Below are 16,759 nucleotides of genomic sequence, written 5' to 3'. Positions count from 1 at the left end.
ATGGCGAGCCTCCTGACCTACGATCTGATGGCACCGCTCATGTTCGCGGGCCTAATCGTGTTTCTCATCATTGGCTTTCCCGTCGCGTTCAGCTTGATCGCCTGCGGTCTGTCGTTCGCGCTGATTGGCATCGAACTCGGCTTCTTTCAGCCGGCATTCCTGCAGGGGCTACCCCCGCGAGTGTTCGGGATCCTCGCGAACGAACTGCTGCTTGCCATTCCCTTTTTCACATTGATGGGCGCGATCCTGGAGCGGTCGGGGCTCGCGGAGGATCTGCTGGAAGGCATGGGTCAGCTCTTCGGTTCCCTTCCTGGCGGACTCGGCTACGCCGTGATCCTCGTCGGCGCCGTCCTCGGTGCAATAACAGGGACAGTCGCTGCGTCGGTGCTCGCCATGGGCATGATTGCGATGCCGGCGATGCTTCGAACAGGCTATGACGCCCGCTATGCAACGGGGGTGATCGCGGCGTCAGGGACCATCACTCAAGTCATCCCACCTTCACTCGTACTGATCGTCCTGGCCGAGGTTCTTGGGAAGCCGGTGGGCGATATGTACCTCGGCGCGATCGGACCATCGCTCCTCCAAACTGCGCTCTTCCTCGGCTACACGTGGCTCGTGGCGCTGACTACGCCGAACAGGATGCCGCCGCTCCCGGAATCGGCCCGCACGCTTCGTGGATTCGCGCTCGGATGGACAATCCTGCAGGCGATCATTCCATCGCTCGGCCTGATCTTTCTTGTTCTGGGAACCATCTTCCTGGGCCTCGCGACCCCGACCGAAGCGGGCGCGATGGGTACCGTGGGAGCTATCGCACTTGCGTTAGCAAACCGACGTTTGACGTCGTCTCTGCTCTGGCAGGGTATGGCGACGACCATGCGGATCACGGCGATGGTCGTCTACATCCTCATCGGTGCAACCGTATTCAGCTTGGTTTTTGCCGGCGTCGAAGGCGGGCACTGGCTCGAAGACCTGCTCCGCGACCTTCCCGGTGGACAAACAGGCTTCCTCATATTCGTGAATATATTCATCTTCCTACTTGCATTCTTCCTGGATTTTTTTGAGATCGCGTTCATCATATTGCCGCTTCTTTTGCCGACTGCGAAAGCGCTGGAAATAGACCTCATTTGGTTTGGTGTCATGCTTTGCGTGAATATGCAGACGTCATTCATGCACCCACCGTTCGGCTTCGCGCTGTTTTACGTTCGCTCCGTCACGCCGAGCTCGGTGAAGACGCGCGAAATCTATCTTGGCGCCATCCCATTCCTGCTGCTGCAGCTTCTGCTCGTGGCTATCGTCGTCGTCTGGCCGGAGACGGTGACGTCGTTCATCGGGAGCGGACCGACCGTTGATCCAGGCTCAGTCTCGATCGAAGTGCCATCCGCTCCTGCTGGAGAAGAAGTTCCCTTCAAGTTCGACTGAAGCAGATCGCGGAATCGAAAAAGGGCGGCCGAACGACCGCCCCTTCTATCCGCAATGTTATTTGCCGGCTGACGATGCGTGCCTACCGAACGGTCTGCGCCGCGGTGAAGGCAAAGTTCGCATAGCTCAACTCCGCCACACGGAACCAGAGGAACTGTTCATCGCGGAAAGCCTTCCAGTGTTCATAGACGCGGGCGAACTTTGGGTTTGCTTGGGCCGTTTCATCGTAGATAGCGTGCGCCGCCTTCCAAGCCTCAGCCATGATCTCGCGTGGGAACGGCCGCAATTGAGCACCGGCAGCAACAAGACGACGCAAAGCAGCAGCGTTCACTGCGTCGTACTTTGCCACCATGTCAGCATTCGCGTGCGCGCAGGCGCTCTCAAGAGCGGCCTTGTAGGCAGAGGGCAGAGCCTCCCACGCCGGCAGATGAATGTTGAGCGAGAGTGCTGCGCTGGCTTCCCAGAAGCCCGGGAAATAGTAGTAGGGGGCGACGCGAACCAGACCGAGGCGCTCATCGTCGTACGGACCGACGAATTCGGCGGCATCGATCGTTCCGCGCTCAAGCGCAGAATAGACCTCTCCGAGAGCGAGCTGCTGTGGCGTGGCGCCGAGCTTGGCCATGATCTGGCCACCCAAACCAGCGATGCGAAACTTGAGACCCTGCAGGTCGGCGGACGTACGCAGTTCCTTTCGGAAAAACCCTCCCATCTGCGCGCCGGTGTTTCCAGCAAGGATCGAAACGACGTTGTACTCCTTCATGACATCACGCAGGAGAGCCTGGCCGCCGCCGTGATAGTACCAGGCGTTGTGCTGTCTATACGTCATGCCGAATGGCAATGCCGTTTCGAACGCTAGCGTCGGGTCCTTGCCGATGAAGTAGTAATTCGGAACGTGCGTCGCCTCGACTGTGCCGTTCTGCGCGGCATCCAGGGTCGAAAACGGAGGAACGATCTCTCCGGCGGGAAAGACGCGAATCTGAAACTTGTTGTCTGTCATCGCCGCGACCTGGCGGGCGATCAGATCAGCAGGCCCGAAAAGCGCATCGAACGTGCGTGGGAATGCACTCGAGAGCCGCCAACGAACGTCCGGCGTCGCTTGCGCGACCGCAGGCGCGGCGAGGACAGTTGTGGCAGCGGCGGCAGCCGCGCCGCGCGCAAACAAGATACGGCGCTTCATCTCTTGCGTTCCCCTTATTCGGTCAATGGCGATAACGCCAGACGCAAACCTGCTTATCCGAACGAAGCCCCCATGAATAGGGCGGGATGGCTACCAGGCACCAAACCCGAAACCGGCGAGAACCGCTGCCGTCAGAAGCATCTGCCCGATGTTGAGGATGACCGATAGACCGTGCAACCGAGCAAAGGGCTTCTTGGCCGACCTATCGCCAGCCAGTTCAATGTCTCGATACGCGTTGATCCGCGGCATGAGGGCTTGGCGTGCGAAGACGAACCCCATCGTGACGGTTCCCATCACCACCGCCGCCTCCCAAGCCAAAGGCAGCAAAGCAAGAGCGGAGGCAGCTGCGAGACTACCGCAGTATGTGTAGTAGCTTGGGAAAAACTGCCGCAGGAAACGTCCAGCGGAAGCTGTATCGAGCACCTTGAACACTTGGGGCGCAACAAGCACGGGCAACATCACCATCAGGCCCAATAGTAACTCCGTCGCAAACAGCGCAGCAATGGTTGTCACCGTGACCACGCTACAAAGTCCGTCCAATGCCGACATCATCACGCGGCCACTGCAACATTGATGCGGCCGCCAGGCCCACGGCCATTCTCAGTATCGGTATGTTTCCGGCTTGTATGGCCCGTTCTGCGGGACGCCGATGTAGTCGGACTGCTTCTTACTCATTACCGTCAGCTTCGCGCCGAGCTTCGCGAGGTGCAACATCGCCACCTTCTCGTCGAGCCGCTTCGGCAGCACGTAGACCTTCCGCTCGTACTTGCCCGGGTTGGTCCAGAGCTCGATCTGCGCCAGCGTCTGGTTCGAGAAGGAGGACGACATCACGAAGCTCGGGTGGCCGGTCGCGTTGCCAAGGTTCACGAGACGCCCCTCGGACAGCAGGATGATGCGCTTGCCGCCGGGGAACTCGATCTCGTCGACTTGCGGCTTGACGTTGTGCCATGTGAAGTTTTTCAGCGCCGCGACCTGGATCTCGCTGTCGAAATGGCCGATGTTGCAGACGATCGCCCGGTCCTTCATCGCGCGCATGTGGTCGATCGTGATGACATCGACGTTGCCGGTGGCGGTGACGAAGATGTCGGCGCGCGGCGCCGCTTCCTCCATCGTCACCACCTCGTAGCCCTCCATCGCCGCCTGGAGCGCGCAGATCGGGTCGATCTCGGTCACAATCACACGGCAGCCGGCGTTGCGCAGCGAGGCGGCCGAGCCCTTGCCGACATCGCCAAACCCGGCGACCACCGCGACCTTGCCGGCCATCATCACGTCAGTACCGCGGCGAATGCCGTCGACCAGGCTCTCGCGGCAGCCGTAGAGGTTGTCGAATTTCGATTTCGTGACGCTGTCGTTCACGTTGAAGGCGGGGAACAGGAGCCTGCCGTCCTTCTCCATCAGGTAGAGGCGGTGCACACCTGTGGTCGTCTCCTCCGAGACGCCGCGGATGTCGGCTGCGAGCTTCGCAAACCAGCCCGGCTTCTCGGTCAGCGTGCGCTTGATCAGCGCGTAGAAGACCTCCTCCTCCTCGTTCTCGGGCTTGTCGAGGAAGGCAGTGTCGCCCTGCTCGGCGCGGAGGCCGTGATGGACGAGAAGCGTCATGTCGCCGCCGTCGTCGAGCAGCATGTTTGGCGTGCCGCCGTCGTCCCATTCCAGGGTGCGGCGGACGTAGTCCCAGTATTCCGCGAGCGTCTCGCCCTTCACGGCGAATACGGGAGTGCCGCCAGCGGCGATCGCGGCGGCCGCATGGTCCTGCGTCGAGAAGATGTTGCACGACGACCAGCGCACATCGGCACCGAGCGCCTTCAGAGTCTCGATGAGCACGGCCGTCTGGATCGTCATGTGAAGGCAGCCGGCGACGCGGGCGCCCTTCAGCGGCTGCGCCTTCCCGTACTCCTCGCGGATGGCCATCAGACCGGGCATCTCCGTCTCGGCGATAGCGATCTCCTTCCGGCCCCAATCCGCCAGGGAGATGTCCTTGACCACATAGTCCGTCATGGCGGCCGAAATCGGGGTGTCTGGCATCGCGCTGATCCTTAGGAACATGAGAAGGAGACCGGGCGGCGCCGTAGCACGGCAGGCCCCCGGAAACCAGCCACGCGGGACATGGGGCAGGGGCGCCCACCCGCAAGGCCCGATCCAACCGGCACGCCCCGCGTGTGAAGTTTGACATGCTGCTGCAACGAAGCCGTGCAATAGACTGCGGTTCACGCCCCCATTGCCGGTGACGACCCATGCCCCGCCGTCCCCTCCTCACCCTCGCCGCACTCTTCGCCCTCGCCGCCTGCGCGAGCCCCGGGGGAGACCCCCAGCCGGTCAGCCGAGTGGTGCTGCTCGACCAGGGGCTGACGATGGAGGAGCGGCGCATCCTGCACTTCACGCCGCAGGGAACCGAGATCATGCCGGCCTCCTGGCTGGCGAGCCTGAGGGTCGGCCCGACCTCCGAAACCCGGCTGATGGACCCCGAGATTCTGGCCCGCTACCGCTTCATCAAGGACCCTGCCTCCGACCCCGCGACCAACCCCTATGGCTTCCCCTTGGGCTTCGCGACCCACGTCCATCGCGGGCCGGGCGGGCCGCCCGAGGGGGTGCGCATGGTCGGCTTCACCTGCGCGGCCTGCCATACCGGGCAGATCAACCATAATGGCACCGCCATCCTCATCGAGGGCGGCTCGGCGATGCACGACGCGGTCGCGTTCCAGCGGCGGATGGCCGAGGCGATGATCCTGACGGCCGAGCTCGGGTGGAAGCGCGAGCGGTTCCTCGACGAGGTGATGCGGCGCGAGGGCTGGCCTGGGGGCCGCGAGGCCCTGGCGCGGAGCTTCGACACCGCCGCGGCGCGGGTGCTGGTGCGCAAGCCTTTGGAGGACCGGCTCGAGGTGGTGAAGGAGGGACACGGGCGGCTCGACGCGCTGCAGCGCATTGCCAACCAGGTGCTCGGCGAGAATCTCAACCAGCCGGAGAACGAACTCGTCCGCGACGCGCCGGTGAGCTTTCCGCCCGTATGGGACATCTGGCTGTTCGACTGGGTGCAGTACAATGCCTCCGTCCGCCAGCCGATGGTGCGAAACGTGGGCGAGGCTCTCGGCGTGCGCGCGCGGACGCAGTTTCTCGACGCGGAAGGCGCGCCCATCCCGGTGCCGGCGCGGTGGGACACGTCTACACTCGTGCGGGACATCGACCTGATCGAGCGCACGCTGCACAAGCTCCGCCCACCGCGCTGGCCCTCCGAGATCCTGGGGCCAGTCGACCCGGCCGAGGCCGAGCGGGGCCGCATCGCCTTCGGGCAGCGCTGCGCCGGCTGCCACGGCATCCAGGTGATCCGCGGCACCGCCAACCCGCCCGAGTGGCATGTGCCGGTGATCCCACTCACCCGCATCGGCACCGACCCGAATGCCGCGACCGGCTTCGCCTCGCGCACCTACGACGCCTCGCGCCTCGGCATTTCCGAGCGGATCGGCGGCGCCGAGGCCTTACGCGTGCTGACAGCGGCGGTGAAGGACCGCGCCTACGACCTGCTCGTGCCCTCGCCAGACGCGGCCGGCCGGGCGGCGCTCGACGGATTCGGGCGGGAGAACCTCGTGCGCGCGCCCTGCGGCTACAAGGCACGGCCGCTGATCGGCATCTGGGCGACGGCGCCGTTCCTGCACAATGGCTCGGTGCCGACGCTGCACGACATGCTCTCGCCCACGCGGCCGGAGCAGTTCGTGGTCGGCGACCGCGAGTTCGACCCCGTGAAGGTTGGCTATCGCAGCGACAGGCTTGAGTTCGGCACGCTGTTCGACACGCGCGAGACGGGCAACTCGAACCAGGGTCACTGGTTCCGCGACGGCGGCGGGCCTGGCGTGATCGGCCCTGCCCTGCCGGAGGCCGAGCGCCGGGCCATCATCGCCTATCTCAAGGTCGCGACCGAGGCCGACTACCCGACCAGGATGGTTGACCGCCCCGGCCCCGCCCCCTGCGAAACCGACAGTCGGTGGGCCTCGCGCTAGTTCCGAGACCGCTCGAGCGATCGCTGCCATCAAGGATGGCGCGGATTTCGAGAACCGGCGCGCAGCTGCCTACAGGCCGTGAGCACCAGAAGCGCAGGGAACTGATGGCGTAAGGCCGTGGCAGTGAGGGATCGGGCGGCCTCAGACGCCGTGCCAGGACCGGAACCAGGCAATGAAGCGAGGGATGCCGAGGTCGATCGGGGTGGTCGGCTCGAAGCCGAAATCCGCGCGCGCACGACTGATGTCGGCATAGGTTTCGGGCACGTCGGCGCGCGGCCGCGGCTTGTGCTCGATCACCGCCTTCCTGCCCAGCGCCTGCTCGATCAGCGCGATGTAGCGGCTCAGCACCTCGGAACGGTGGTTGCCGAGGTTGTACACGCGATGCGGCGGACCGCCCTCGGCGTCAGGCCGAGCAGCAACTGACGGCCCCGCATCGATGCAGCCGAGGATGCCGGCGACGATGTCGTCGATATAGGTGAAGTCGCGCTTCAGCTTGCCCTCGCCGAACACAGTGATGGGCCGCCCCTCGGTGATCGCCTTGGCGAACATGTAGGCCGCCATGTCGGGCCGCCCCCAGGGGCCGTAGACCGTGAAGAAGCGGAGCCCCGTCGAGGGGACGGCGTAGAGATGCGCGTAGCTAGCCGCCGTCAGTTCCGCCCCGCGCTTTGTCGCGGCATAGAGGCTGTAGGGCCGCTCCACCGGATCAGTCTCGCTGAAGGGCAGCTTGGTGTTGCCGCCGTACACGGAGGAGGAGGAGGCGTACAGAAAGTGGGTCACGCGCTTCAGGCGGCGGGCGAGCTCGAGCATCGAGACCTGGCCCATCGCATTGGCGTCGATATAGGCCCAGGGGTTCACCTCGGCGTACCGGACGCCTGCCTGGGCCGCGAGATGCACGATGGTGGTGATGCCAGGGTGCCGCTCGGCGATGGCGAGCACGGCCTCATGGTCGGCAAGGTCGCCGCGGATGAAGGTGAACCCCGGATGCTCGGCGAGCACCGAGAGCCGGGCCTCCTTCAGCGCCGGGTCGTAGTACTCGTTGACGCTGTCGAACCCGACGACCGTCTCGCCACGGGAGAGCAGCACGCGGGAGAGGTGGAAGCCGATGAAGCCGGCCGCGCCGGTGACAAGGAGTGCCATGGGCACGGACCATCGCCGCGCCGACGCAGCGAGGCAAGACCCGGCGCCGTCATCGGTCCCGCGCGCCGTCCTCGGCCGGAAGCGCCATACCCCACATCTTCTCGAGGCCGTAGAGCGTCCGCGCCTCGGGGCGGAACAGGTGGATGACGATGTCGCCGCCATCAATCAGAACCCAATCCGACCCGCCGAGCCCCTCGACGCGGACGCGCGGTGCGCCGTTCTTCTCAAGCTTCTCGACGACATGCTCGGCCATCGCCTGGATCTGCCGCCCGGCAAGACCAGAGGCGACGATCATGCGATCCGCAAAGTCGGCCTTACCGGCAAGGTCGATGACCACGACGTCCTCGGCCTTGTCCGCCTCCAGGCTGTCGACGACGAGCTGGACCCGCTCGCCGAGCCGGTCGCGACGCCCCGGCGCCAACTCCACACGACGCTTTTCACGCACCGCGGGCGGCTTGGCCTCGCGGGCAACGGACCGTCCCTCTCCGCGGGCCGCGGCCAGCGCCGCGCGAATCATCGTGGCGGAGGCAGGGTGCTCGCGGCCGGGCAAGAAGGTCCAGGCAGGCGGGTCCGTCCGCGGCAGCGCGCCGGCAGCATGCGCCGGAAGGCGGGCATGTTGCATCCGCCGAGTCGCCTTCCCGGCGAGCGCCGGCCGGGTCCAGCCCGGCCTTGGAAAAACGATCACTGGAATCATTCCGAAGATCTCGGTCCAGCCCTGCCAGCGCGGAATCTGGACCTGGTTGTCTGCGCCCATCAACCAAACGAAGCGCACCCGTCGGAAACGGCGCAGGAGCTTGGGCAGAGTATGGCGGGTGTAACGCGTGCCGAGGCGGGCCTCGATATCGGTCGGGATGATGCGGGGGTGTCCGCCGGCCATGACGCGGGCCGAAGCCAAACGGTCGGCGAAGGCGCCCATCCCATCGTTGGATTTCAAAGGATTTCCAGGGCTCACCATCAGCCAGACGGCTTTCAGACCCAGCCGCTTCATCGCGGCGAGCGCGATGTGACGGTGGCCTTCATGCGCGGGATTGAACGACCCGCCGAGGATGCCGATCCCGCCCTTCCGGCCGTCACCCCAAGCCGGCACACGGGACAATCCATCCAACACGCGTTCATGCCCGGGCCGCTTTCGCATAGCCGTTGGCGTTCCGTGTCCTTGGGGAACAGGTCGTGGGATGGTCGTCCTCCGCATACGGTGCCCACACCGTAATGCAGAACCAGCCAGGCCGAAATCAAGCTTGAGCGGGGCCCTGCTAGAAGGGAGAGAGGCTCCACCGCGCGGGGCGGCGCTCGGGCCGGACAGGGATATCGGTCACAGGCCGCTGCAGGCCATACGGGTTGGCGACGGTCCAGCAATCGACGTCGCCGAGGCTACGCGTGCAGAAGGCGACCGGCTGCGCGATGGCTTCGCTACGGCAGTATTCGCCGCGGCGCTCTATGTTCACCAGCGAGCAGTCCTTCCCCGTGACCAGCGAATAGGCCACATCAAACAGGCCTCGCTGCGCGACAACGAAGCTCGTGGCGGAGGCGCCGGCGATCCAGAGCGAGAGCGGCGTTCCGGCAATGGTTTCCTGCAGCACGGCCGGCTCGGAGCAGCCTGCCAGCATCGCTGCGGCTGCGGCACAAACCAGCACTCCTGCGCGACGATCTACCATGGCGTGACAATCTGGGCCCGAGGCCTTAACGAAGCGTCAAGCGGGAACCCTTGGGTTTGCGCCCGCCGAGCGCGCCCCGTATTCTCCGCCCCCTTCCGGAGCCGGAGAGACGCCACCCCGACCGTGCAGGCTGGGACCAGAGGCGCGCAACAACGGCCCGGCGCGGAGGACCAGTTGACGGACATCTTCACCGAGGTCGCGGAAGACCTCAGGCGGGAACGCGCCAAACGCCTCTGGGACCGCTACGGCTGGATTGCCACCGCGGTGCTTCTGCTCGTGGTCGCCGGAACGGCCGCCTTCCAGGGCTGGAGATGGTACCAGCAGCGGCAAGCCGTCGCGGCGTCGGACCGCTATACCTCGGCCGTGCAGACCGAGGCCACAGCCGACCCTGCGCGTGGCGTGCCAACACTCGAGGCGTTGAGGCGCGAAGGCCCTGCCGGCTACGCCCTGCTCGCGCGGTTCCAGGAAGCCGCCGCCCGTGCCCGTGCCGGCGACCGCGACACCGCCATTGCATTGTGGCAAGGAATCGCGGCGGATGGCTCGATCGGCCCCGTGTTCCGCGACCTCGCCTCTGTCACCGCTATCCTGCACGAGATTGACATCGCCGAGCCCTCCGCTCTCGCGCCGCGTCTCGCCGCGCTCGACCGGCCGGACGGCGCGTTTCGATTCAGCGCGCGTGAACTCCAAGCGGCGCTCGCGTTGAGACAGGGGCAGACGCAGCAGGCGATGACAATCCTACGCAGGATTGCCGAGGCAGAGGACGCCCCCATGGCGCTGCGCGAGAGAGCGGCCGAGACGCTCGGCGCGCTGACCACCAGCACCGCTGGCGGCAACTGATGCCGCGTCGGATGACACGCCGCGCCGCGATCGTCGGCGCACCCGCTATCCTCGGCGGCTGCAGCGTATGGGATGGTCTGTTTGGCACGACCAAGGTTCCCCTTCCCGGCGAGCGACGCTCTATCCTGCCTGGCGAGACAGAGATCCTGCCCGACGAGGGGATGGCGGAGATTGAGGTCGCGCTGCCGCCGCCCATGCGCAATACCGATTGGCCGGTCGCCGGCGGCGCCCCGTCGAACGTCGTTGGTCATCTCGAGGCGGGCGACAGCCTCGCAGTTGCCTGGCGAAGCTCGATCGGGACTGGATCGTCGCTCCGCCGACGACTGATGGCACCTCCCGTTGTGGTTGGTGGTCGGGTTTTCGTCTCGGATGCCGAGGCCCGTATCACGTCGATGGAACTCGACAGCGGCCGCGCGCTGTGGCGGGTGAGCACGCGGCCGGAGAACGCGTCGCGGACGTCCCTCGGCGGTGGCGTCGCCGCTGATGGTGCCCGCGTCTACGCAGCCACCAGCTATGGCGAGGCGCTCGCGCTCGAGCCGCAGAGCGGCGAGCCGATCTGGCGGAAGCCGCTTCCAAGCCCGTCGCGCGGCGCCGTGACGCTAGCCGACGACTTCGTCATCGTGCTCTGCGTGGAGGGTCAGGTGCTCGCGCTTCGCGCCGAAACTGGCGACCACGCCTGGCAGTACCGTGGCCCGTCCGAGGCGACCACGCTTCTCGCCTCCCCCACCCCGGCCATCGAGCAAGGGCTCGTGCTGGTCGGCTTCGGCAACGGAGACGTCACCGTGCTGCGTCTCGACAGCGGCCGCGTCGCTTGGTCGGAGGTGGTCGGGGGTGGCCGCGGGCGTCCCTCAATCGCCGATTTGCCTGCGGTACTTGGCCGCCCTGCGATCGATCGTGGCCGCGGGTTCGTCACAGGCGCAAGCGGAGTGACGATGGCCATCGACATGCGCTCCGGCCGACGCATCTGGGAGCGCGAGCTTCCGGGCCGCGAGAGCCCCTGGGTCGCCGGCGATTGGGTGTACGTCATCAGCAGCGCCGAGGAGCTTGTCTGCCTCAGCCGAAATGACGGCCGCGCCCGTTGGGTGACCGCACTGCCGCGCTTTCGCAACGAGGAGCGCAGGAGCGACCCCATCATGTGGAGCGGACCGGCGCTGATCGGCGACAGGCTGGTCGTCTCGAGTTCGCGCGGCGAGGCGATCGCCGTCTCGCCCTACACGGGCGAGATCATGGGGCGGCAGAGGCTGCCTGACGGGGTGAGTGTTTCACCTGTCGTCGCAGACGGGACGCTCCTGCTTCTCGCCGACGACGCGACCCTCGTCGCGCTGCGCTGAGCCATGCGGCCCGTCGTCGCCATCATCGGGCGGCCCAATGTCGGCAAGTCGACGTTGTTCAACCGGCTGGCGCGGCGGCGGCTCGCCATCGTGCACGACCTGCCCGGTGTGACGCGCGACCGCAAGGAGGCCGAAGCCGAGATCGGCGGCCGCGACGTGACGCTGATCGACACGGCAGGCCTCGAGGAAGCGCCGCCCGAGAGCATCGCGGGCAAGATGACGCAGGGCAGCGAGCGGGCAGTCGATGAGGCCGATCTCGTGCTTTTCGTGATCGACGGCCGCGCCGGGCTGACGCCGGCCGACGAGCACTTCGCCGCTTGGCTGCGCCGCAAGGGGCGGCCGGTGATCCTCGTGGTGAACAAGGCCGAGGGGCGCGGCGGGCTCGCCGGCGTGTCGGAGGGCTACTCCCTCGGCTTCGGCGACCCGATCGCCGTCTCGGCCGAGCATGGCGAGGGATTCGGGGACCTGCACGAGGCCGTGGCCGACGCTCTTGGTGCCGCGCCGGCGAAGGACGAGGCCGAGGAGGAAGGCGAGGCGGGGGCGGAGCGTCCGCTCCGGCTCGCCATCGTCGGCCGCCCGAATGCGGGCAAATCCACGCTGGTGAACCGTTTGCTCGGCGAGGAGAGGATGCTGACAGGGCCCGAGCCGGGCATCACGCGCGACGCCATCGCCTCGGCCTGGCGCGACGCCGAGGGTCGGCTCGTCCGCCTCGTCGACACCGCGGGCCTCCGCAAGCGTGCCCGCGTCGTCGAGAGCCTCGAACGGATGTCGACTGGCGAGACGATCCAGGCGCTGAAAGAGGCCGAGGTCGTCGTGCTTGTGCTCGACGCGCTCGCGCCGATGGAGGGGCAGGACCTCTCGATTGCGACGCTGGCCGAGCGCGAGGGGCGCGCGATCGTGCTCGCGCTGAACAAGTGGGACCTCGTTCCGCCCAGGGAACGCGACGCCGCCCGCCGGGTGCTGACGGACCGGCTTCAGACCAGCCTGGCGCAGCTTCGCGGCATCCCGATCGTGCCGCTGTCGGCTCTTTCCGGCGCCGGCGTAGAGAAGCTGATGCCAGCGATATGGAAGGCCTACGCGGCCTGGAACACCCGCGTGCCGACCGGGGCGCTGAACCGCTGGTTCGAGGGTGCCATCGCGCGCCACCCTCCGCCACTGGTGGATGGGCGGCGGCTCAAATTGCGCTACATCACCCAGGCGAAGGCGCGGCCGCCGACCTTCGTGATCTTCGGCACGCGCAGCGAGCAGTTGCCGGACGGGTACGCTCGCTACCTGCTGAACTCGATCCGCGAGGATTTCGACATGCAGGGGGTGCCGATCCGGCTGAACCTGCGCGGCACGACGAACCCCTACGACGCGGGATGAGCCTCGAAGAAGGCGAGCGCATCCGCCGCCGCCTCGTGGAGGCCATATCGCGGGCGCCATCCCGTTGCAGCTACGAGACGGTCGACGCGCATCGCCGGACGGTCGAACGGCACGTGGGTAACGACGCTCGGCGCCTCGCCCTCGGCCGCGATCCGCCAGCGAAAAGCGGGCCGATGCCGCGCCAACGCGGCGCAGAACATCGCCACGTCGGTCGCCACGCCGCTGCCGAGGTTGAACAGGTCGTGACTGAGAGCGGGCGCGTCGAGAAGCCCAAGCAGGCCGGAGGCGACGTCGCGGACATAGACATGATCGCCGCGCGTCGGGCGGTTCAGCACCGCGTCCCCGCCACGCAGCGCCGCGACGGTTGCAGCGAGATGCGGCGAGAGGGTGTCGCGCAGCCCCGTATCACGCTCCCACGGGCCGAACACCGAGCCGAGCCGCGCGGCCGCGAAGGAAAGGCCGTGCACGCGGGCGAGCCGCGCCAGCGACTGCTCAGCCGCCAGCTTGGTGATGCCGTAGAGCATTATAGGCTTCGGACACGTCGTCTCCTCGTCGAAGGGCGGGCTGCCCTCGGGCTGCTGCCCGTACACCGCGACGGACGAGGGAGACACCAGCCGCGCCACGCGATGCGCGAGGCACGCGCGCAGCACGGCGAGCGCGCCGAGAACGTTCACCGCAACGATCGTCTCGGCGTCCGTCTTCTCGCGCTCAGGCCCGGCGGTGATCACCGCGGCGTGCAGCACGCGCGAGACCGGCGCGGCGGCAAACACGGCGGCTAGATCGGCATCGGACCGGACATCGCCCTGCACGGACACGAGGCGGCCGGGCAGCCTGGCGAAGCGCCGCGCGGCATCGTCGGGAACCGGCGAGCGATCGAACGCCACCACGGTGTCGCCGCGCGCAAGGAGTGCCTCCGTCACCGCGAGCCCGACGAAGCCGGAGGCCCCTGTGACGAGGGTGGCGTCAGCCACGGATAACGTTGCCGCTGCGCATCTCGCCGGGAAGGCAGAGAGGCAGGATCTTTGGCGCGACATCATCCGGCGCCGGAACGGTCATCGGATCCTCGCCGGGGAATGCGGCGGCGCGCATGCGGGTGCGCACCACGCCGGGGTCGAACAGGTTCACCTTGACGTTCGTGATGGCGAGTTCTCGCGCCCACGTGACGGCGAGATGCTCGAGCGCGGACTTCGATGCGCCGTAGGCGCCCCAGTAGGCGGTCGGGCTGTCGAGCCCGCCGGAGGTGATGAACACCGCCCGGCCCGCATCGGAAGCGCGCAAGAGGGGTTCGGTCGTACGCATCAGGTGCCAGTTGGCGGCGAGGTTCACGCCGATCACCTCGGCCCAGTCCTTCGCCGGAAGATGGGTCACCGGCCCCAGCCGGCCGAGCACGCCGGCATTGCCAATGACGATGTCCAGCCGTCCGTAGCGCTGCGCGATTGTAGGACCGAGCATGTCGACATCCTCGCCGCGACGCAGGTCGATCGGCAGAAGCGTCGCCGGCAGGCCACCGGTCGCGCGGATGCGGTCATCGGTCTCCTCGAGCGCGGCGGCGTTGCGGCCGGCCGCGACGACCTGCGCGCCGGCCGAGGCGAGTACGACCGCGATGGCGGCGCCGAGGCCGCGCGACGCGCCGGTGACGAGTGCAACCCGCCCGGCGAGAGGAGCGTCGGTCATCCTTCGGCGAGCAGCGAGAGCTGGCGGTCGTTCGTGGCGGCAGCGAAATCCGTCAGCGGGATCGGATAGTCGCCGGTGAAGCAGGCATCGCAGAACTGGGGGCGCTTCGGATCACGGTTGTCGGCGCCGACGGCGCGGTAGAGGCCGTCGATCGAGATGAAGGCGAGGCTGTCGACGCCGATGATCCGCGCCATCGCGTCGACATCGTTGCGCGCGGCGAGCAGCTTCTCCCGCTCCGGCGTGTCGATGCCATAGAAGCAGGAATGCGTCGTCGGCGGCGAGGAGATTCGCATGTGCACCTCCGCTGCCCCTGCCGCGCGCACCATCTCGACGATCTTACGGCTCGTGGTGCCACGCACGATCGAATCGTCGACTAGCACCACGCGCTTGCCCTCGATCAGCGCTCGGTTTGCGCTGTGCTTCAGCTTCACGCCGAGATTGCGGATGCTGTCGGTCGGCTCGATGAAGGTGCGGCCGACATAGTGGTTGCGGATGATGCCGAGCTCGAACGGAAGACCGGCTTCGGCCGCATACCCGATCGCGGCCGGAACGCCGCTGTCGGGCACCGGCACGATCACGTCGGCGTCCGGATGGCTCTCGCGAGCAAGCTCAGCGCCGATGCGCTTTCTCACCTCGTAGACGGGCGTGCCCTCGACGATGCTGTCGGGGCGGGCGAAGTAAATGTACTCGAAGATGCAGAAGCGGCTCGGTTGCTTCGCCCATGGCTTGATCGAGCGCACGCCGCTGTCATCGATCACCACGATCTCGCCGGGCTCGATGTCGCGCACGAACTCGGCGCCGACGATGTCGAGCGCGCAGGTTTCCGAGGCCAGCACCCAGCCACCATCCTTGGCCGGCGTTGGCAGGCGCCCGAGGATGAGCGGACGGACGCCGAACGGGTCGCGCACGCCGATCAGCGCCTCGCCCGTCAGCGACACTAGGCTGTAGGCGCCTTGGACTTGCTTCAGCGCGTCGATGAGCCTGTCGACCACGGTGGAGTACAGGCTGATCGCGATGAGGTGGACGAACACCTCGCTGTCGGTCGTCGACTGGAAAAGGCAGCCGCGGCGGACAAGCGCGCGCCGCAGCGCCATGGCGTTGGTGAGATTGCCGTTGTGACCGACCGCGAGGCCGCCGAACTCGAAATCGGCGTAGAGGGGCTGGACGTTACGAAGCACCGTGTCGCCGGTCGTCGCATAGCGGTTATGGCCGATCGCGGCGCGGCCGGGCAGGGCGGCGATCACGCGGGCGTCGGAGAAATTGTCGCCGACCAGGCCAAGGCCTCGATGGTTGTGGAACTTCTCGCCATCGAAGCTGACGATGCCGGAGGCTTCCTGGCCGCGATGCTGGAGCGCGTGCAGGCCGAGCGCGGTCAGGGCAGAGGCATCAGCCGCTCCCCAGACCCCGAAGACGCCGCATTCCTCGTGCGGATGGTCCCCGTCGGGGTGGTCCATCTCCGGATGCGTGAACGCGGTCTCGTCGGGCCTGCCCATTGCCATCCCCTTCGTCCCACGCCCTCAGCGGGTCGTGTTCAAGAGCCTGTCCAGGTCCCGGCGCTCGTCGGGCCGGTAGCCTTCGCCACGCTCGGCCGGGCTCGCCGGCGCCGGCCTGAGAAGCTGGTCGACCGAGGGTCGGCCCGCTCCCTGGGGCGGCGGCGGCAGCAACCCCGGCGGCAACTGCGCCACGATCCAGGCCGCACCAGGCTCGGCGAACCGGGCTGCCTGCGACTCGCGGAGCCAGTCCGGCCACCGCTGCCGCTCGCCGGCCAGGAACGCCGCCCCGATATAGGCGACACACACGATCAGGGCACCGCGCGCCAAGCCGAACAGCAGCCCGAGCGTACGGTCGATACTGCCGGCCGCACTATCCTGCACCCTGTCCGACAGCATCCGGGACAGGAGAGACAGGACGATCAACACCACGATGAAGATGGCCCCGCCCGCAGCCAAGTTCGAGATCAGCCCTGGCTCAAGCCAGGCATGCAGATGCGGCGCGAGGAGCGGGTAGAACATGAAGGCGGCGACCGCGGCCCCCGCCCAGGCGGCGATGCCGAGCACCTCGCGGACGAATCCCCGCATCATCGCGAGCAGGCCGGAAACCAGCACGACGGCCAGCACGGCGATGTCGAGCCATACACTCGGCGTCACGGCGTATCAGGGCTCCCCGGCTCTGTGC

15 protein-coding genes are annotated in these 16,759 nt (G+C 67.2%); 5 read left to right on the top strand and 10 right to left on the bottom strand.

The features are described 5' to 3' along the window. Positions 1 to 1,419: a TRAP transporter large permease gene (locus tag FIF60_RS08380; RefSeq protein ID WP_204251137.1), complete on the top strand. Its 1,419-nt coding sequence runs from the start codon at positions 1 to 3 to the stop codon at positions 1,417 to 1,419. 82 nt (positions 1,420 to 1,501) lie between these two features. On the opposite strand, the gene FIF60_RS08375 is transcribed toward FIF60_RS08380, so the two are convergent. The 3 genes from FIF60_RS08375 to ahcY all read right to left on the bottom strand — a co-directional run bounded on the left by FIF60_RS08375 (position 1,502) and on the right by ahcY (position 4,591). Further along, positions 1,502 to 2,596, bottom strand: coding sequence for a TRAP transporter substrate-binding protein (locus FIF60_RS08375; RefSeq protein WP_144185615.1), 1,095 nt, complete (start codon positions 2,594 to 2,596; stop codon positions 1,502 to 1,504). 90 nt (positions 2,597 to 2,686) lie between these two features. Continuing rightward, positions 2,687 to 3,118, bottom strand: coding sequence for a DUF4149 domain-containing protein (locus tag FIF60_RS08370; protein WP_144185614.1), 432 nt, complete (start codon positions 3,116 to 3,118; stop codon positions 2,687 to 2,689). Positions 3,119 to 3,196: 78 nt separating this feature from the next. Further along, positions 3,197 to 4,591, bottom strand: a complete 1,395-nt coding sequence (ahcY, locus tag FIF60_RS08365; protein WP_144185664.1) for an adenosylhomocysteinase — start codon at positions 4,589 to 4,591, stop codon at positions 3,197 to 3,199. A 236-nt stretch (positions 4,592 to 4,827) separates the two neighbouring features. On the opposite strand from ahcY, the gene FIF60_RS08360 reads away from it, so the two are divergent. Further along, positions 4,828 to 6,585, top strand: a complete 1,758-nt coding sequence (locus FIF60_RS08360) for a di-heme-cytochrome C peroxidase (RefSeq protein WP_144185613.1) — start codon at positions 4,828 to 4,830, stop codon at positions 6,583 to 6,585. Between the two features lie 141 nt (positions 6,586 to 6,726). Here the strand turns inward: FIF60_RS08360 and FIF60_RS08355 are convergent, their stop codons facing one another. From FIF60_RS08355 to FIF60_RS21545, 3 genes are all read right to left on the bottom strand, one after another. After that, positions 6,727 to 7,722 carry an NAD-dependent epimerase/dehydratase family protein gene (locus FIF60_RS08355; protein ID WP_144185612.1) on the bottom strand — a complete coding sequence of 332 codons (996 nt, stop codon included), beginning with the start codon at positions 7,720 to 7,722 and terminating at the stop codon, positions 6,727 to 6,729. 49 nt (positions 7,723 to 7,771) lie between these two features. After that, the gene (locus FIF60_RS22375) at positions 7,772 to 8,857 is read right to left on the bottom strand and encodes a nicotinate-nucleotide adenylyltransferase (RefSeq protein WP_158639121.1); all 1,086 of its coding nucleotides are present in this window, start codon (positions 8,855 to 8,857) and stop codon (positions 7,772 to 7,774) included. A 118-nt stretch (positions 8,858 to 8,975) separates the two neighbouring features. Further along, on the bottom strand, positions 8,976 to 9,377 hold the full coding sequence (locus tag FIF60_RS21545) for a hypothetical protein (protein ID WP_158639120.1): 402 nt from the start codon (positions 9,375 to 9,377) through the stop codon (positions 8,976 to 8,978). Between the two features lie 174 nt (positions 9,378 to 9,551). On the opposite strand from FIF60_RS21545, the gene FIF60_RS21540 reads away from it, so the two are divergent. From FIF60_RS21540 to der, 3 genes are read left to right on the top strand one after another with little or no spacing between them, the layout of a single operon-like run. After that, entirely contained in the window at positions 9,552 to 10,214 is a 663-nt protein-coding gene (locus FIF60_RS21540) for a tetratricopeptide repeat protein (RefSeq protein WP_158639119.1), read from the top strand. 11 nt (positions 10,215 to 10,225) lie between these two features. Continuing rightward, on the top strand, positions 10,226 to 11,545 hold the full coding sequence (locus FIF60_RS08340; protein ID WP_158639118.1) for an outer membrane protein assembly factor BamB family protein: 1,320 nt from the start codon (positions 10,226 to 10,228) through the stop codon (positions 11,543 to 11,545). A gap of 3 nt (positions 11,546 to 11,548) precedes the next feature. Further along, entirely contained in the window at positions 11,549 to 12,910 is a 1,362-nt protein-coding gene (gene der, locus FIF60_RS08335; RefSeq protein ID WP_144185609.1) for a ribosome biogenesis GTPase Der, read from the top strand. On the opposite strand, the gene FIF60_RS08330 is transcribed toward der, so the two are convergent. From FIF60_RS08330 to FIF60_RS08315, 4 genes are read right to left on the bottom strand one after another with little or no spacing between them, the layout of a single operon-like run. Then, positions 12,895 to 13,881: an NAD-dependent epimerase/dehydratase family protein gene (locus tag FIF60_RS08330; RefSeq protein WP_158639117.1), complete on the bottom strand. Its 987-nt coding sequence runs from the start codon at positions 13,879 to 13,881 to the stop codon at positions 12,895 to 12,897. The two genes, der and FIF60_RS08330, sit on opposite strands and share 16 nt — an antisense overlap. Continuing rightward, a complete protein-coding gene (locus FIF60_RS08325) occupies positions 13,874 to 14,584 on the bottom strand; it encodes an SDR family NAD(P)-dependent oxidoreductase (RefSeq protein ID WP_144185607.1) in 711 nt (236 codons plus the stop codon). Before FIF60_RS08325 ends, FIF60_RS08330 begins: the two co-directional genes overlap by 8 nt. After that, positions 14,581 to 16,077: an amidophosphoribosyltransferase gene (gene purF, locus FIF60_RS08320; RefSeq protein ID WP_408869793.1), complete on the bottom strand. Its 1,497-nt coding sequence runs from the start codon at positions 16,075 to 16,077 to the stop codon at positions 14,581 to 14,583. The genes FIF60_RS08325 and purF overlap by 4 nt, the downstream gene beginning before the upstream one ends. 24 nt (positions 16,078 to 16,101) lie before the next feature. Continuing rightward, complete coding sequence (locus tag FIF60_RS08315) at positions 16,102 to 16,731, bottom strand: CvpA family protein (RefSeq protein WP_144185605.1); 630 nt, start codon at positions 16,729 to 16,731, stop codon at positions 16,102 to 16,104. Positions 16,732 to 16,759 lie beyond the last annotated feature (28 nt).

The organism is Elioraea rosea (assembly GCF_007644105.1).
GTDB lineage: Bacteria > Pseudomonadota > Alphaproteobacteria > Acetobacterales > Acetobacteraceae > Elioraea_A > Elioraea_A rosea.
This window is presented reverse-complemented; position numbering and strand designations above follow the sequence as displayed.